Here is a 15,436-nt window from a genome sequence, read left to right on the forward strand (position 1 = left end):
ATGACGAAGCCTGAAAGGGTGTCTTCAAATCCGGCTGCTGGGGTCAAGGATAACTCAGAAATGCCCTGGGAAGAATGCGCTGTACCCGGCTGGTTCCGGCCAGATCGAACGGTTACGGAAGAAGGCGCAGATCATCAGGGTTGGCCACTAGTTTGGCGCGGTGCCGAGATTGGTGCAGGCCAGGGCCGGATTCATTGATCTCAGACCATAACTTGTGATGTGGAGATTCCGTATCATCGGAGTAAGCTGTTCTCCGTAACTGAAGATCACGTTATGTGATGGCGACATGGTCCGGTCATGCTCGTGATGAAGCAGGACGAGCGCTGCCTGGAGGATTTTCCGATGCGCCAGGGATCGAGGGTGACCCGGCGCAGAGCTTTGAAGGTGACTGTGAGCAGAGCACGCTGCCGCAAATGAGTCAACCTTCGAACCGGTGTTAGATGACTTGCGAAAAAAGCCCATCGACTCTGGTTGGCGTCATGGAAGCGACTACGCTCTTCCGCGCCCAAAAGATCTCAGTAGTGAGCAATACGAAGAGCGGATCCTCACGCAGATCCAGGGCTGTGAAGAGACGCTTTGTGACCTGTGGAGGGCCGGCGCCGCGACGTCGCCGAAGTCCTTGGCGCAGGTGCTTCTGTCGGATGTTCAGGCGACAGCAGCGCTGACAGCAACGTCCCCGCACGTAGACCCCACCTCGGCCACCGTCCACCATCCTCTGACCATGGTCTCCGCTGCCCGGCCAGGATGATTGGTCCGCCTGAAAAGCGGAAGGTCGGCAGTTCGACCCTGCCCCTGACCACATTTTTTTGGCCCCGAACGGATCACTGTTCGGGGCTTTTTGCTTTTCTGGGACGGTTTATGGAGCCCGTGGATTCCGTCGAGCCGAAATTTCTCCTGATCGACGATGATGATCAGGTTCTCGGGGCCTGCCTCGATGCGGGCGGCTTCTTCGCCGATCCGGGCGAGGACGTGACGGTCGAGCTCCTGGGGTGCCTTCCCGCTCAGCGGCTACGCGACTACCTCGCAGGATCCAAGCGCTACCGCCAGAGGAACCCTCTGGGCCTGGAAGGGCTTCGGCTGCTCGACATGGCAGGAGAGCCGCTCGCGGACTTCTGGATGAGCGAGATCACCGACTGGCGGCCCTCGCGACTTGATCCCGAGCGGGTGGACATCGTCGCTCTGTGGGGGTTCGACAGTCCTCCGCCCAGGGCGCGGCATCTCTGGGAGCGCTGGCGGGTGGCTCGGCCTGATCAGCCGAACCAGTGGGCCGAGTACGGGCCGGAGGACAGGGGGGAATGGCTGACCATCGTCCGCCGCAACAACTCCCGGCGAGCGAGGCGGCTCGATCAGCCGCCAGGACGCGTCTACCACCTCGATGGGACTCACGTCACCGATGAGGCCGCCTTCTACCTCGCGCTCGGAGAAGCCATCAACGGGCCTGGTGGCTACTTCGGCTGGAACCTCGATGCGCTGGACGACTGTCTGCGGGGTCGCTTCGGAGCTAGAACGCCGTTCACCCTGATCTGGAACGACTCCCACGTGGCGCGGCGGTCCCTGACAAGGGCCTTGGCGGACGCTCAACCCTATTTCGCGATCATCCAGACGATCTTCGCGGAACACGGTGCGGACGTCATTCGAGCTGGAGTCCGGGGCGGTGTGGCCACCCCGGACCCCGCTTCGTGATCAGGCGGTGGCGCCGCCGTCGATGACGAGGTCGTGGCCGACGGCGAATCCGGACTCGGGGGAGGCGAGCCACAGCACGGTGGCGGTGACCTCCTCGAGTGTGCCGACCCGGCCGAGCGGAATGTGCGGAGTGAGACGGGCGTCGCGTTCCTCGCGGCTCTCGCCGGGCCGCGTGGACATCGGAGCGTCGCTGGCTCCGGGGCTGACCGCGTTGATGCGGATGCCGTCATCGATGTGGTCCAGCGCCGCGGTACGGGTCAGGAAGCTCACACCCGCCTTGGAAGTGCCGTAGGCGCTCGCTCCGGGGAGCCTGCGATGGGCGCCGATGTTGGAGGAGGTGTTGACGATCGTGCCTCCGCCATGGGAGCGCATGTGCTGAATCTCGTACTTCATCGACAGGAACACGCCGGTCAGATTGACGTCCAACACGTTGCGCCAGCCGTCGACGTCGAGGTCGGCGAGCGGAGCGAACGGGCCGAAGACACCGGCGTTGTTGTGGGCGACGTGCAGGCCGCCGTGACGTTCCACGGTCGTCGCCACCATCCGGGCGACGTCCTCCTGCTTGGTGACGTCGGCGATGACGAGGCTCGCTCGCCCGTTCTCGGCCTCGATCAGCTTGACGGTCTGGTCGAGGTTCTCCGCGTCACGCCCGGAGACGACGACGGTGGCGCCCTCACGGGCGAAGGCCCGGGCGGTCGCCCGGCCGATGCCGGAGCCGCCGCCGGTGACGAGGGCGACCTTGCCGATGAATCGATCGGTCACGATGTTCTCCTTTATCGAGGGTTGCGCAGTAGTAGGGCTGCGATGGGGGCCATGAGGATGAAGGCGACAGCGGCGATGCCGAGCGCGAAGCCATAGCCGGAGGTCGTGCCACCGGCCAGCGACACCAGTGCGGAGAGGCCAAGGGTCGGTCCGACCTCCATCGCCGTGTTGACCACGCCGCCGGCGAGCCCGGCCTGCTCGTCGGGCACGTCGGTGACCGCGGCCACGGTCGCCCCGGCGAACGTCAGGGCGATGCCGAGCGGCAGGACCAGCAGCCCGGCGATGAGGGCGCCGTCGAACCTGCCGACCAGCACCAGTCCGGCGGCGGCCGTGATCAGGCCGGTCGTGAGCACGATCCGGACGCCGAAGCGGGCGAGCAGCCGCCCGGCGACCGCGCCCGTACCGATCAGGACCGCGCCGTACGGCAGGAACGCGGCGGAGGTCAGCAGCGGAGACAGGCCACGAACCTGCTGGAGATGCAGCGAGAGGAAGAAGAAACTGGTGGCCATGCCCGACGAGCCAAGGACGATCGCCGCCAGGGCAACGGCTCTGCGCGGTACGGCGAAGAACGCCGGCCGCACCAGAGGGGCGGCTGTACGGGATTCCACGATCAGGAACGCGAGCAGCAGCACGGCTCCGCCGATGAGAGGGCCGTACGAGCTCTCCACCAGCCCGTAGCTCAGTGTGGAGAGTCCTGCCGTCACCAGTACGGCGCCGAGGATGTCGATGCGCGTACGCCGTACCGGCCGATCGGCGGGCAGCAGCCGGGGCGCCGCCACGATGACGAGAGCCGTGGCGATCACCGGCACGCCGAACGCCCACCGCCAAGACGCCCACTCGGCGAACACACCGGACAGCAGCATGCCCCCAGTCGCACCGATGCCCGCCAGACCGCCCCAGACGGCGGTGGCCCGGGCCCGCCGGTGGGGGTCGGGAAAGAGCACACCGAGCAGGGCCATGGCCGAGGGAGCCACAAGGGCGGCGCCGATCCCCTGAGCGAACCGCGCGGTGAGGAGCAGGCCGAGCCCCGGGGCCAGGGCGGCCCCGGCCGAGGCGACCCCGAACAGGCCGAGGCCCAGCATGAACACCCTGCGCCTGCCGTACAGGTCGGCCAGCCTGCCGCCGAGCAGGAGCAATCCGCTGAACGCCAGCCCGTACGCCGTGCTGATCAGCGCCAGATCACCACCGCTGAGCCGCAGTTCATCCTGGATCGCCGGCAGAGCGACGGAGACAACGGTTATGCCCGAGATCAGCATGATCTGGACGCTGCCGAGCAGCGCGAAGGCGGGGGCGGTGGGCCGGGTGAGTGCGGGCGAGACGGTCACCGGCTCCTCTTTTCCAGATCGATCGTTCCAGTATGAAGGCATGAGTGTCTGAAGCTTCAAGGGCTTGGCGGCAGGGGAGGGTTCGGGCTAGTCGAGAGCGCGCAGCGCCTGTGCGGCGGCGTCGTAGAGGCGCTCAGGATCGTTGGAGCTCTTGCCGATGACCCGCATGCCCTGCATCACGGTCAGCAGGAACCGGGCGAGCGCCCGAGGATCCTTCTCCTCGGCCAGCTCGCCCTGCGCGCGGGCCCTGGTCAGCGCCGAGGTCAGCGTGGTCTCGATGAAATCCCAGTTGGACTCGACGCGCCGGGCCAGCGTGGCGTCGTGCGGCACCACCTCCACGGCGGTGTTGACCACCAGGCAACCGCGGCGCTTCTCGTCGTGGGCGGACTCCTCGGCGAACTGCTCGACCAGGGCGCGTACGGCGGGCAGCACCGGCCCCGGTTGCGACAGCCGGCCGATGAAGTCGATGCCGTTCTGCAGGTAGCGCTCGTAGGCCTTCAGGTAGAAGTCGCGCTTGTTGCCGAAGGTGGCGTAGATGCTGGCTCTGCCGATCCCCAGGTGCTCGACGAGGTCGGCCATCGACGTCGCCTCGTAACCCCGCTCCCAGAACAGCTCCAAGGCCGCCTGCAGCGCCGCATCAGGATCGAACTCCTTGGTCCTTGCCACGGCACCGAGCCTACGGTTTTCCAGAATGAACTGTCAATTATTTTGAGATCGCAGCCACGCGCCAGCGGGCCGTGACGAGCGCTGCTACTGGGTCGTGCAGACGGTTCCGTTGAGGGTGAAGACGGCAGGTAGCACGTTCGGGCCGTTGTAGTTGCCGACGAAGCCGATCGAGGTCGATCCTCCGGTGGGCAGCGAGCCGTTTCCGGCCTCGTTGACGGCCTTGACGTCCGATCCGTTCTGCGTCCAGACGGCGCTCCAGCCGCTGCCCAGGCTCTGCCACGTTCGGGGCCAGCTGAAGTTCAGGGTCCAGCCGTTGATCGGTGCGCCGTTGTTGGTGATGTCGATGGAGCCGACGTAGCCGCTGGCCCAGTCGGTCTGGATGGTCAGCCGTACCGAGCAGGAGCTGGACGCGGGTGTGCCGGTGGTGAACGTCAGCGGCGGGGAGGCCCACGAGAGGCCGCCGCCACTGTCCCGGGCGATCACGTTGAGCGTGTAGCGGGTGCCTGGAGTGAGGTTGTGCACCGTGAGCGAGGTGCCGGGGGTCTCGCCGAGTTGCTCGCTGATGGCGCCGTTCTGGCGGTGGAGCTCGTACTTGGCGATCGGGCGCGCACCGGGGGCGGCGGCGGGCCAGGAGATCGTGGCGGTTCTGTCCGTGACGTTGGTGGCGGTCGGCTGCCCCGGCGTGCCCGGACGGCCGGTCTGGGGTGTGGAGGGGTGCAGGACGATCGTGGTCAGGGAGAGCGGGGACAGGGTCTGGCTGGTCGCGGTTCCCGCTGTCGAGCTGGTGATGCTCGTGGCGCCGTTGGTGTGCGTCAGTACGGTCGGCGCGCCGGACGCCGGGCTGAAGCCGGAGTAGCTGATCGTGACGGGGTAGGACGTGTCGGATGACGTATTGATCAACAGGACGGAGAGATCGCCGTTGGGGCGGCGGGCGGCGTGCGCGGTGACCTTCGCCTGGTCGGTCGCGGCCCGGATGAACTGGTCGCCGGGGCGGGCGAACCTGCTCATCATCTGCAGTGCGTAGTACGGCGCGAACGGGGTGTTCAGCGGCGGCTCGCAGACGCTGCCGTCGGAGGTGCAGGTAGCGCTCGACAGCAGGCCGAAGTCTCCGTAATCGGTATGCCCTTCGACCTGGGTGACGTTGCCGATGCCGTTGTGGACGTTCCACCAGTCGACCGTGAACACCCCGTTCGCCAGCACCGTCGCGTAGGCGTCGGCGGCGGCCAGCGCGCCGGGCTGCGTGTTGGTGCCGGCGCTGCTGGACCCCGTGTTGAACTCGGTCATCGCGAGGCCGATCCGCTCGGATCCGGGCCCGGCGTACTTCGCGATCTGCTGCCGGGTGAGTTGGATCATGTCGGGGACCTGGGCGGACTTGTCGAGGGCGCCGGGGTACCAGTGCAGGATCACGAAGTCGATCTTCGGGCCGGCGATCGACAGGACGACCTTGTTCCAGGTGCCGTTGTCGCCGTCGGCGACGATGCCGTCGGGCCAGTTGGCGGCCGTGGTCAGCACTGCGCCGATCTTGATGGTGGGGTCGACCGCCTTCATCGCGTCCGCGTAGGACACGACGTTGCGGGCGTACTCGGCCGGGCTCTTGTCGGCGTGGTTGTCCGCCTCCCAGGCGGAGCCGTAGTGGCCGTTGCCGTAGTTCTCGTTGCCGATCTCCCAGTACTTGACGCCGTAGCCCTTGGTGACGTTGGCGCTACGTACCCAGGCCGCGGCCTCCTCGGCGGTGCCGGTGCCGTAGTTGGCGGTCACCATCGGCTGCGCCCCGGTGCGACGTACCCCACGCATGAAGGTGTCGAAGTCGGTGTTGGGCGCCACGTAGCCGCCGGGAGCGGTGTGGTCGACCCAGTGGTAGATGTCCGAGTAGGAGCCGCCGGGATAGCGCAGCAGCTTCACGCCGGCGTCCTTGAGCAGGTCAGCGGTCGCGTCGGTGCCCAGATTGGTGTCCCAGATCGCATGGTTGGTGCCGATACCGGTTTCGGGGACGGTGGCGAGCGCGGCGCGGGCGTTGACGGTCACCGCGACCGGGGTGACCTCGTCGGCGTACGCCGCGGGGGCGTTCAGCGCGGTCAGCGTCAGCAGGACGGCGGACGCGGCTCGTAAGGAGAATCTCGGCATCGGTGCACCTCGCCATGGGTAGCGCTATCCACTCGACGATGATCGTGCGGGGTGTCGCCCGGCTCGTCAAACAAGGGTGAAACTTTCACGCCGACAGCTGTGGCTCCATTCACCGAATAAGTAATTATCAACTGCGTCTCGGTATTAGTTGTCCACGGCAAATACCTTGACAGTCGGCTGGGAGGAGGACTTTGCTTGGGCCAAGATCCGCAAAGGTGCGCGCACGTACATGATGGAGGCCTCGGTGCAGCCTGCTCAGACTCTGGTCATGCCCGGCACGGTCCGAGCCGCCCGGACGATCATGTGCGTTCAGATGGTCCTGACGCTGATCATGACCGCCATCCTGGCCCTGCTGTTCGCACAGGTGGGCTGGAACGCCATCGTCCTGCTCCCCCTGCTGTACGGAATCGCCAGCGCCGTGGTCATCGTGCTGGTGGTGGTCAAGATGAAGTCGCGCAGGAAGTGGGTGCGCTGGACGGGGATCGGCATTCAGGGCGTGAACGTGATCAGCTACGTGGTGGGGGCGTTCAGCGGGTCGGGCGCGGCGCCGAACGTGGGAGAGCTCCTGGGGCTCGGGCTGTCGGTGGCGGTCATCGTTCTGCTGCTGACACCGCCTTCCACAGCCTGGTTCGACGCCTGATCCGCCGGATGTTCCCCCAGGCCCAGGGAGCCGCGACCCGAGAGGCGCTCAACGCCGTGGGAAAGCGCTAATTGTATTTGTACAACCTGGTGGATTGTCGAATACCGAGGTGCGGTACATGCTGATGGCGAGTTCGCCGTGTTCGGTGCAGCCAGTACAGCAATGGGCAGTGGCGGTGGAAGCGCGTCTGAGCCTCGCCTGAAAACGATCGCCCCGCCGAACCGGCGAGGGCGGTCGTTTCTCCAAGGCTCAGGATGACGGCTTGCGGTCGGTCCAGCCGGCTTCCAGTACGGCCTGCGAGTTCCACACGGTGCCGGGTTCGAAGGAGCTCTGGACACCTTCGGGCTTCACCAAGACGCTCTCGTTCGCCAGGCCCTGCCCGGTCGCCTGGTCGAAGATCAGCCGAGTCTCCACGATGCCGGAGTACATGGTGTGCTCCTTGACCGCCACGGCGGTGCCCTGGCGGCCCTCCGCGTCCGTGACGTTCTCGATGACGTCGACGATGTCGAGGTCGGCGAGCATACGGAAGGCGGCGCCGCGTACCTGGGGTGTGACCGGCATGTCGGTGATCAACCCCACGCTCACGGTGAAGAGCCAGGGCTCGGCCGTCATCGGGTCGCTGCTGGACCCGGGGCTGTGCCCCTCGTACGAGCGCAGCAGCCACGCCTTGAGCTTGGCCGGGTCGGAGGGCAGGCCGCGCAGGTCCTTCATGGTGACGTTCCGGCCGAGCCAGAACACCTTGTCCCCGTCGACCAGAGGGCTGTGGCCGCCGAACGCCTTTCGGGGAGAGGCTGTGAGGGTCATCCGGCGTGACTTGCCCGGCACCTTGACCGGGATCTCGGCCGGGGAACCGGCCTGCTTCCACGCCTCCTCGTCCGCGGCGGTGACCGGTCGCGCGCCGAGTGGCTTGATGCTGCCCCACTGGTCCCCACCGGTGGCATTGGGCGTCCAACCCTCCTCCCGCTGCCGGTCCATGACCTGGTAGTCGGCGCCGTCGACCGCGAACAGGGTCCGCCGCATGGACACGGTGTGCCAGTAGGCGCCCTTCCCGGCGGGCTGGCGGGCCGCCTTCGCGGCGGCGGTCAGCAGGATGTCCCGAGCCGACAGCTTCACCTTGGGCGTGGACGAGGTGACCGTCGTCGGGGCAGCCACATCGGGCGCCCGCGGCGTCGTGCCGCCGGTGCCGGAGACCACGACGGCCACGGCGGTCGCGGCGGCGGCGGCGCCGACGAGGCTGAAACCCCACACCGGTCGTACAGCCCTGCGCTTACGCCTCGCCGACCGCGGCCGGGACATGGCGTACGAGAGCTCCGCGGCCCTGGTGCGTTCGTCGACCGGCGTGTCGCCGAGGTGCGCGGGCCGGGCGGCCCGTAGTTCGTCGATGGGGTTCATGACCACTCCTCGCTGAGGTTCCGCACCCGGGGCCGGGACTGTCCCGCTGGTTCCATCGCCTGCTTGAGCCGCTTGCGCGCACGGTGCAGCCGTACGCGGAAGGCGGCGGACGAGCAGCCGATGACCCGGGCCGCGTCCTTGGGGGACAGGCCCTGCCAGGCGATCAGGAGGAGGACCTCCCGGTCGTCCTCCGGCAGCTCGGCCAGCGCCCGCAGTACGCCGAGCCGTTCGGTCACCTGGTCGGCCACGTCGCCCTCGGTCCAGGCCCGCAGCTCCGCGTTCAGCGCCTCCCGCCGGGTCTCCGCGCGGATGTTGTCCCGCAGGACGTTGCGCGCGACGCCGAGCAGCCATGGCAGGGCCGGTTCCGGTACGTCGTCCAGCCGCCGCCAGGCGATCGCGAACGTCTCGCTCACCACCTCGTCCGCCACCTGCCGGCCCGCGCGACTGACCACGTAGGCCCACACGCGTTGTCGGCATTCGTCGTACATGCTGGTGAACCGGTGCGCGTCATCCGTCACCGCTTCAGCCCCTTAATCCCGGACATCGTTCTTCTGACACCAGGAAGTGGTCCGGGCCTCATCGTTGTTACAGCAATCCAGAAATATCCGGACGACCTCAGAAAGGGTCCCTATACGCTCGATGCCGGTACAGCCGAGGTCGGGGGCAGACGTGGACGAGCGGATCGAGCGAGCCAGGGTACTGTACGAGCGCGCCGTCTTCGACGGAGACGCCACGGCACTGGAGACGGCCGACCGGGAACTGGACGCGGCCGAGGCGGATCTCGCCCTCGCCCGTGGCCGGATCGTTCACGGGCGATTTCTGGACCAGAGGAGAGAGGATCCGGGCGAACTGGCCCTGTTCGAGCGCGCGGCGCGGCTCTACCGAGCACTCGGTGACGTGCGCGGCGAGGGTGAGTCGCTGTTCTGGATCGGCATCTTCCACCAGGTCGTCCGCCAGGACAACGGCACCGCGGTCCCCGTCCTCGAACGCTCCCACGAACTCGCAGCGCAGACGGGCGACAAGCTGACCATGTCGTACGCGCTCAGGCACCTGGGCTTCGCCGAGCACGTCGCCGGCCGGCTGGGCCCGGCCCGTGAACGGCTGGAGGAGTCGGCACGCCTGCGCCGCGAACTCGGTTTCCTGCCCGGCGTCGCCGCGAACCTGATCGGGCTGGCCTACATCACCGACGCGGAAGGCCGCCGTGACGAGGCGCTGCGGGTGCTCGACGAGGCAGCCGAGCTCGCCGAGGCAAGCGGCGCCCACGGCATCCTGCGCGCGGTCAAGGAGGCGGCTCAGGAGATCGGCCGGGAGACCCTGCTGGAATTCGGGACGGATCCCGCCTGACCGGTCAGTGATGGCGCCAGCCGTACGGTCACCGCCAGCCCGCCTTCCGGCCTGGCCGCGGCGGTGACCGTGCCGCCGTGCGCGTCGACGATGGCCCGGACGATGGACAGCCCGAGCCCCGACCCCCTGGCCGACCGCACCCGATCGGCGTGCAGCCGGTGGAAGGGCTCGAACAGGTCGTCCACCTCGTACGGTGAGACCGGCGGGCCGGTGTTCTCCACCACGATGACGGCGCCGTCACCGTCGGGGCGGACGGTCACCCACACGTCGCCGTCGCGGACGTTGTACTTGATCGCGTTCTCCAGCAGGTTGAACACGCAGCGCTCCAGGAACAGCGGGTCGCCCCCGGCGACGGCCTGACGCAGGTCCTCGTGCACGGTGACGTGCCGTTTCCCGGCCACGACCTCGATCTGCTCCAGCACGATCCGGACGATCCGCGGCAGCTCCACGGGCTTGCGCGCGGTCAGCTCCTGCTCCGACTGCGCGAGCAGCAGCAGGCCCTCGATCAGCCGTTCGTAGCGGGCGTTGGTGCCCAGCAGCGCCCGGGCCAGCGCCTTGAGATCCGGCGAGGCCGCCGGCTCCTCCAGCGACACCTCCAGAATCGTGCGATTGATCGCCAACGGCGTCCGCAACTCATGCGAGGCATTACCGATGAACCTGCGCTGCGCCTCGAACACCCGATGCAACCGATCCAACATCGCGTCGAACGTGTCGGCCAGCCGCTTCACCTCATCATGCGGACCCCGCAACCCGATCCGCTCATGCAACGTACTCTCCGACAACCGCCGCGCCGTCTCCGTCACCCGATCCAACGGCCGCAACGCCCGATCGGCCACCAGATAGCCGAGCACGAACGCGATGACCCCGATCAGGATCATGATGACGACCGAGGACCGCAGCATGTCACTCAGCACGGTGGCTGCCCCTTGTTCCACGTCGAGCTGTACCTGCTGCATGGAGGGGCCGACGATGGGCGGATCCTTCGAGACGGCGACCGCGGAGCCGCCGAACCTCGTGACGAACTGCGTGTTCAGCGCCTGGGCGGTCAGCAGGTAGGTGACCCAGAGCAGCATCGACCCGGCGACGAAGAACAGCCCGCCGTACAGCAGGGCGAGCCGCATCCGCAGCCCGAGCCGGTTCCACGGCCGCGCACGCGTCACAGCCGGTAGCCCTTGCCGGGCACGTTCTGGACCGCGAGCGGCGCGCCGAGCTTCCTGCGCAGCGAGGTGATCGTGACGCGCAGCACGCCGGTGCCGGTGTCGGCGTGTTCGTCCCAGACGCGTCTGCGCAGCTCGGCCGAGGTGACGAGGGCGCCGCCGGCCAGCAGCAACTGCTCCAGGACGTCGAACTCCTTGCGGTTCAGCGCGACCACCCGCTCGTCCCTGGTCACCGTACGGCGGCCGGGATCGAGCCGGATGCCGGCCCGTTCCAGCGCGGCCGGCGCGGCCCGGGAGGACCGGCGGGCCAGTGTCCGGATCCTGGCCACCAGCTCGGCGAACGCGAACGGCTTGACCAGATAGTCGTCGGCGCCCAGCGACAGCCCGTCCACCCGGTCGCGGACCTGCCCGGCGGCGGTCAGCATGAGGATCCGGCTGGAGCTGGCCAGCTCGCCGCAGACGTCGTCGCCGTGCACCTCGGGCAGGTCGCGGTCGAGGACGACGACGTCGTAGTCGACGTACGAGGCCAGGTTCAGCGCCTCCTGCCCGTCGTAGGCCACGTCGACGGCCATCGCGTGCAGCCGCAGACCGCGCGCGACCGCGTCGGCCAGCTCTTCCTCGTCTTCCACGACAAGCACTCGCATGTGGTCGAGCGTGGCGGGTCGGGTGTTAGCCGCGAGTAAGCGCCTTATCCGGGTTTAGCACGGGTGGGAGTGGAGTGGGCCGCGCATCCCGGGCGAGTGACCCGGATGGCGAAGGAGCGGGTCATGAGAGTTCGACTGCTGCCTGCCGTACCCCTGCTGGTGCTGGCACTGGCGGCGTGCGGACAGGGCGGCGGCACCGCCGACGACGGGATCGCCAGCGCGGGCAAGGGTACGGCCACGCCCACCGCGTCGAGCTCGGTGTCGGCGGCCGACCGGCAGGCGGCGCAGCTGAAGTTCGCCCAGTGCATGCGGGAGCACGGCATCAACATGCCCGACCCTAAGGCCGACGGCAGCGTGATGCTCAGGCAGAAGAAGGGCGAGGACCCCAGCAAGATGAAGAAGGCGATGGAGGCGTGCCAGCCCCTGATGAAGGACGTGATCGGCGACCGGGCGAACCAGCCGATGGATCCGAAGCAACGGGACCAGATGGTGAAGTTCGCCCGCTGCATGCGGGAGCACGGCGTGGACATGCCGGACCCGGGGCCGCAGGGGCAGATCCAGATCAAGGTCGGCAAGGGCGGCGAGAAGAAGCTCAAAGAGGCACAGGAAGCCTGCAAGAGTTTCGCTCCGGGCTTCGGTCCCGGCTTCGGGGGCAAGCCGTGAGGCGCCCCCTGGCCCTCGCCGGCGCCGCCCTGCTCGCGGTCGCCGCCGCCTGGACGGCGCTGACCGTACTGAACCAGAGCGGCGGCACGGGCGCGGCGGCGCCGAGCAAGCCCCCGGTGCCGGCCACCGCGGAGATCACCAGGCAGGACCTGGTCGACACCAAGACCGTCAGCGGCGCCCTCACCTACTCCGGCGAGCGAGACCTCGCGGCCGGCGCCGCGGGCACCGTGACGTGGGTGGCCGCGGAGGGGGCGGTGATCCGGCGGGGACGCCCGCTGATCAGGATCGACCGGAAACCGCTCATCCTGATGTACGGCAAGCTGCCGCTCTACCGGACGCTGCGTTCCGGCGTGTCGGACGGCCCCGACGTCGATCAGCTGGAGCGCAACCTCAAGGCGCTCGGCTACGGCGACGACCTCACCGTGGACGACCACTTCAGCTACGCGACGCGGCAGGCCGTCAAGGAGTGGCAGGACGACGTGGGGCTGTCCGAGACCGGCGAGGTGGACGCCGCGCAGGTGACGTTCCTGCCCTCGGCCGTACGGGTGACCGAGGCGAAGGCCGCGGTCGGCGGCAAGGCCGGTCCCGGCCGGACGGTCCTCACGGTCAGCGAGCTGCGGCGGCTGGTGCACGTGGACCTCGACACCGGCGACCAGGCGATGGCCAAGAAGGGCGCCAAGGTGAGCGTGGAGCTGCCCGGCGGCGAGCAGGCGGCCGGGAAGATCAGCGAGGTCGGCACGGTGGCCAAGAGCCAGGACGACGGCACCACCATCGACGTGGACATCACGCTGACCAAGCCCCCGAAGTCCAAGCTGGACCAGGCCCCGGTCGACGTGGAGCTGGTCAGCGAGCGACGCAAGAACGTGCTGAGCGTGCCGGTGGAGGCACTGCTGGCGCTGCGCGAGGGCGGCTTCGGCGTCGAGGTGGTCGAGGGCGGCGCGACCCGCGTCGTGGAGGTGAAGGTCGGTGGCTTCGGCGGCAGCCGGGTCGAGATCAGCGGCGCGGGGCTGGCCGAGGGCATGAAGGTCGGGGTGCCCGCGACATGAGCGTGGTGGAGCTGCACGACGTGACCAAGGTCTACGAGGGCCACGTCGAGGCGCTGCGCGGGGTTGACCTGACGGTGGAGCGGGGTGAGCTGGTGGCCATCGTGGGGCCGTCGGGCTCCGGGAAATCCACCATGCTCCACATGATCGGCACCCTGGACCTGCCCACCAGCGGGACCGTGCGCGTCGCCGACTACGACGTCGCCGCGCTCTCCGACCGGGAGCTGTCCGCGCTGCGGGCGCGGCAGTTGGGGTTCGTGTTCCAGCAGTTCCATCTGGCTCCGGGGGTGAGCGCGCTGGACAACGTGGCCGACGGCCTGCTGTACAGCGGCGTCGGGCTGCGGGCCAGACGCGAGCTGGCCGCCTCCGCCCTGGAACGGGTGGGTCTCGGCCACCGGCTGGGACACCGGCCGAACCAGCTGTCGGGCGGCGAACAGCAGCGGGTGGCCGTGGCCCGAGCCGTCGCCGGTGACCCGCCGCTGCTGCTGGCCGACGAGCCGACCGGGAACCTGGACTCCGCCTCGGGGGCCGAGGTGCTGACGGTTCTGGGCGGGTTGCACGCGGCCGGTACGACGATCGCGATCATCACCCACGACGCGGAGATCGCCGCCTGGTGCCACCGCCAGGTCAGGCTCCGCGACGGCCGGATCGTCGCCGACCTCACACGCACGGGCACCCCCGCCGGTTTCGAGCAAGGAGCTCCAGAGTGACGCGTAACCGGCTGACGCCCGCCCGTCTCGGCTTCGCCGACGTCCTGCGGGTCGGCGCGGCCGGGCTCAGCACCCGCCCGACGAGAGTGATCCTGTCGGCGCTCGGCATCGCCATCGGCATCGCGACGATGATCGCGGTGATCGGCATCTCGGCCTCCTCCCGCGAGCAGCTGTTGCGCCAGCTCGACCGGCTCGGCACCAACCTGCTGACCGTCTCGGCCGGCCAGACCATGTTCGGCAAGCCGGCCGAACTGCCCACCGGCGCCGTCGCCATGGTCGAGCGCATCGGCCCGGTCCGTACGGCCGGCGCCACCGGAGCCATCACCGCCACCGTACGGCGTACCCGCTACATCCCCGAGGAGGTGACCGGCGGCATCGCCGTACAGGCGGCGACCACCGGCCTGCTCGCCACGCTGGAGGGCGGCCTGTCGAAGGGCACCTGGCTGAACGCCGCCACCGAGCGGCAACCCGTCGTCGTCCTGGGCGCCAAGGCCGCGGAGACGCTCGGCATCTCCAGGACCGGTGTACGGGTGTGGATGGGCGGCCGGTGGTTCACCGTGGTCGGCATCCTGACCCCGATGCCGCTCGCCCCGGAGATCGAACGGTCGGTGCTGGTCGGGTTCCCCGCCGGGGCGGAGCTGCTGGGCTTCGACGGCCACCCGTCGACGATCTACGAGCGGTCGGCGGAGGAGTCGGTGGAGGGCGTACGAGGGGTGCTCCCGCGTACGGTCAACCCGGAGAACCCGCAGGAGGTCAACGTCAGCAGACCGTCCGACGCGCTGGCGGCAAAGGCGGCCGCCGCGGGCGCGTTCACCAACCTGCTGCTCGGCCTCGGCGCGGTCGCGCTGCTGGTCGGCGGCGTGGGCGTGGCGAACACCATGGTGATCTCAGTGCTGGAGCGACGCAGCGAGATCGGCCTGCGCCGCTCGCTCGGCGCGACGCGTGGGCAGGTGCGGGTCCAGTTCCTTTCGGAGTCGCTGCTGCTGTCCGCGCTGGGCGGGGTCGTCGGGGCGGTGCTGGGCGCGCTGGCCACCACCGGCTACGCGCTGTCACGCGGCTGGCCGGCCGTGGTGCCGCCATGGGCGCTCGGGGGCGCGATCGCCGCCACACTCGTCATCGGCACGCTCGCCGGCCTCTACCCGGCCATGCGAGCCGCCCGCCTGTCCCCGACGGTCGCCCTGACGACCACCTGACGGCCTCGCTCCGCGCCCGGCCGTCGTCTCGCGCCATCGGGCGGAGGGGCGGACGGACGTCGTAGACGGGCGAGCGCCGTCGGGAGGGTG

15 protein-coding genes and 1 pseudogene are annotated in these 15,436 nt (G+C 69.0%); 7 read left to right on the forward strand and 9 right to left on the reverse strand.

The features are described from left to right. Window positions 1–288: 288 nt before the first annotated feature. Window positions 289–398 (reverse strand): annotated as a pseudogene (locus KME78_RS28905) (IS5/IS1182 family transposase); the annotation flags it as partial. 469 nt (window positions 399–867) lie between these two features. On the opposite strand from KME78_RS28905, the gene KME78_RS28910 reads away from it, so the two are divergent. After that, window positions 868–1,683, forward strand: coding sequence for a barstar family protein (locus KME78_RS28910; protein WP_308127171.1), 816 nt, complete (start codon window positions 868–870; stop codon window positions 1,681–1,683). On the opposite strand, the gene KME78_RS28915 is transcribed toward KME78_RS28910, so the two are convergent. From KME78_RS28915 to KME78_RS66380, 4 genes are all read right to left on the reverse strand, one after another. Next, the gene (locus KME78_RS28915) at window positions 1,684–2,445 is read right to left on the reverse strand and encodes an SDR family NAD(P)-dependent oxidoreductase (protein WP_219532520.1); all 762 of its coding nucleotides are present in this window, start codon (window positions 2,443–2,445) and stop codon (window positions 1,684–1,686) included. 11 nt (window positions 2,446–2,456) lie between these two features. Beyond that, window positions 2,457–3,770, reverse strand: coding sequence for an MFS transporter (locus tag KME78_RS28920; protein WP_308127172.1), 1,314 nt, complete (start codon window positions 3,768–3,770; stop codon window positions 2,457–2,459). 87 nt (window positions 3,771–3,857) lie between these two features. After that, on the reverse strand, window positions 3,858–4,436 hold the full coding sequence (locus KME78_RS28925; RefSeq protein WP_219532522.1) for a TetR/AcrR family transcriptional regulator: 579 nt from the start codon (window positions 4,434–4,436) through the stop codon (window positions 3,858–3,860). A gap of 84 nt (window positions 4,437–4,520) precedes the next feature. After that, window positions 4,521–6,560: a cellulose binding domain-containing protein gene (locus tag KME78_RS66380; RefSeq protein WP_219532523.1), complete on the reverse strand. Its 2,040-nt coding sequence runs from the start codon at window positions 6,558–6,560 to the stop codon at window positions 4,521–4,523. A gap of 244 nt (window positions 6,561–6,804) precedes the next feature. On the opposite strand from KME78_RS66380, the gene KME78_RS28935 reads away from it, so the two are divergent. Beyond that, window positions 6,805–7,200, forward strand: a complete 396-nt coding sequence (locus tag KME78_RS28935) for a hypothetical protein (RefSeq protein ID WP_219532524.1) — start codon at window positions 6,805–6,807, stop codon at window positions 7,198–7,200. A 249-nt stretch (window positions 7,201–7,449) separates the two neighbouring features. Here the strand turns inward: KME78_RS28935 and KME78_RS28940 are convergent, their stop codons facing one another. After that, window positions 7,450–8,592 (reverse strand): CU044_5270 family protein, encoded by a 1,143-nt coding sequence (locus KME78_RS28940; protein ID WP_219532525.1) that lies wholly within the window; start codon window positions 8,590–8,592, stop codon window positions 7,450–7,452. Beyond that, window positions 8,589–9,110: an RNA polymerase sigma factor gene (locus KME78_RS28945; RefSeq protein ID WP_308127173.1), complete on the reverse strand. Its 522-nt coding sequence runs from the start codon at window positions 9,108–9,110 to the stop codon at window positions 8,589–8,591. The genes KME78_RS28940 and KME78_RS28945 overlap by 4 nt, the downstream gene beginning before the upstream one ends. 151 nt (window positions 9,111–9,261) lie before the next feature. On the opposite strand from KME78_RS28945, the gene KME78_RS28950 reads away from it, so the two are divergent. Beyond that, window positions 9,262–9,936 (forward strand): tetratricopeptide repeat protein, encoded by a 675-nt coding sequence (locus tag KME78_RS28950; RefSeq protein ID WP_219532526.1) that lies wholly within the window; start codon window positions 9,262–9,264, stop codon window positions 9,934–9,936. Here the strand turns inward: KME78_RS28950 and KME78_RS28955 are convergent. Together KME78_RS28955 and KME78_RS28960 are read right to left on the reverse strand one after the other, a co-directional pair. Continuing rightward, window positions 9,885–11,096, reverse strand: coding sequence for a sensor histidine kinase (locus KME78_RS28955; protein ID WP_308127174.1), 1,212 nt, complete (start codon window positions 11,094–11,096; stop codon window positions 9,885–9,887). The genes KME78_RS28950 and KME78_RS28955 overlap by 52 nt on opposite strands. After that, entirely contained in the window at window positions 11,093–11,737 is a 645-nt protein-coding gene (locus KME78_RS28960) for a response regulator transcription factor (protein WP_219532527.1), read from the reverse strand. The genes KME78_RS28955 and KME78_RS28960 overlap by 4 nt, the downstream gene beginning before the upstream one ends. 123 nt (window positions 11,738–11,860) lie before the next feature. Between KME78_RS28960 and KME78_RS28965 the strand changes: the two genes are divergently transcribed. The 4 genes from KME78_RS28965 to KME78_RS28980 are packed head-to-tail and all read left to right on the forward strand — an operon-like array spanning window position 11,861 to window position 15,346. Beyond that, on the forward strand, window positions 11,861–12,400 hold the full coding sequence (locus tag KME78_RS28965; RefSeq protein ID WP_219532528.1) for a hypothetical protein: 540 nt from the start codon (window positions 11,861–11,863) through the stop codon (window positions 12,398–12,400). Next, window positions 12,397–13,446, forward strand: a complete 1,050-nt coding sequence (locus tag KME78_RS28970; RefSeq protein WP_219532529.1) for an efflux RND transporter periplasmic adaptor subunit — start codon at window positions 12,397–12,399, stop codon at window positions 13,444–13,446. Before KME78_RS28965 ends, KME78_RS28970 begins: the two co-directional genes overlap by 4 nt. After that, a complete protein-coding gene (locus KME78_RS28975) occupies window positions 13,443–14,153 on the forward strand; it encodes an ABC transporter ATP-binding protein (protein WP_219532530.1) in 711 nt (236 codons plus the stop codon). Before KME78_RS28970 ends, KME78_RS28975 begins: the two co-directional genes overlap by 4 nt. Then, entirely contained in the window at window positions 14,150–15,346 is a 1,197-nt protein-coding gene (locus KME78_RS28980) for an ABC transporter permease (protein WP_219532531.1), read from the forward strand. The genes KME78_RS28975 and KME78_RS28980 overlap by 4 nt, the downstream gene beginning before the upstream one ends. Window positions 15,347–15,436 lie beyond the last annotated feature (90 nt).

It is taken from the genome of Nonomuraea guangzhouensis (assembly GCF_019396345.1).
Taxonomy (GTDB): Bacteria; Actinomycetota; Actinomycetes; order Streptosporangiales; family Streptosporangiaceae; genus Nonomuraea; species Nonomuraea guangzhouensis.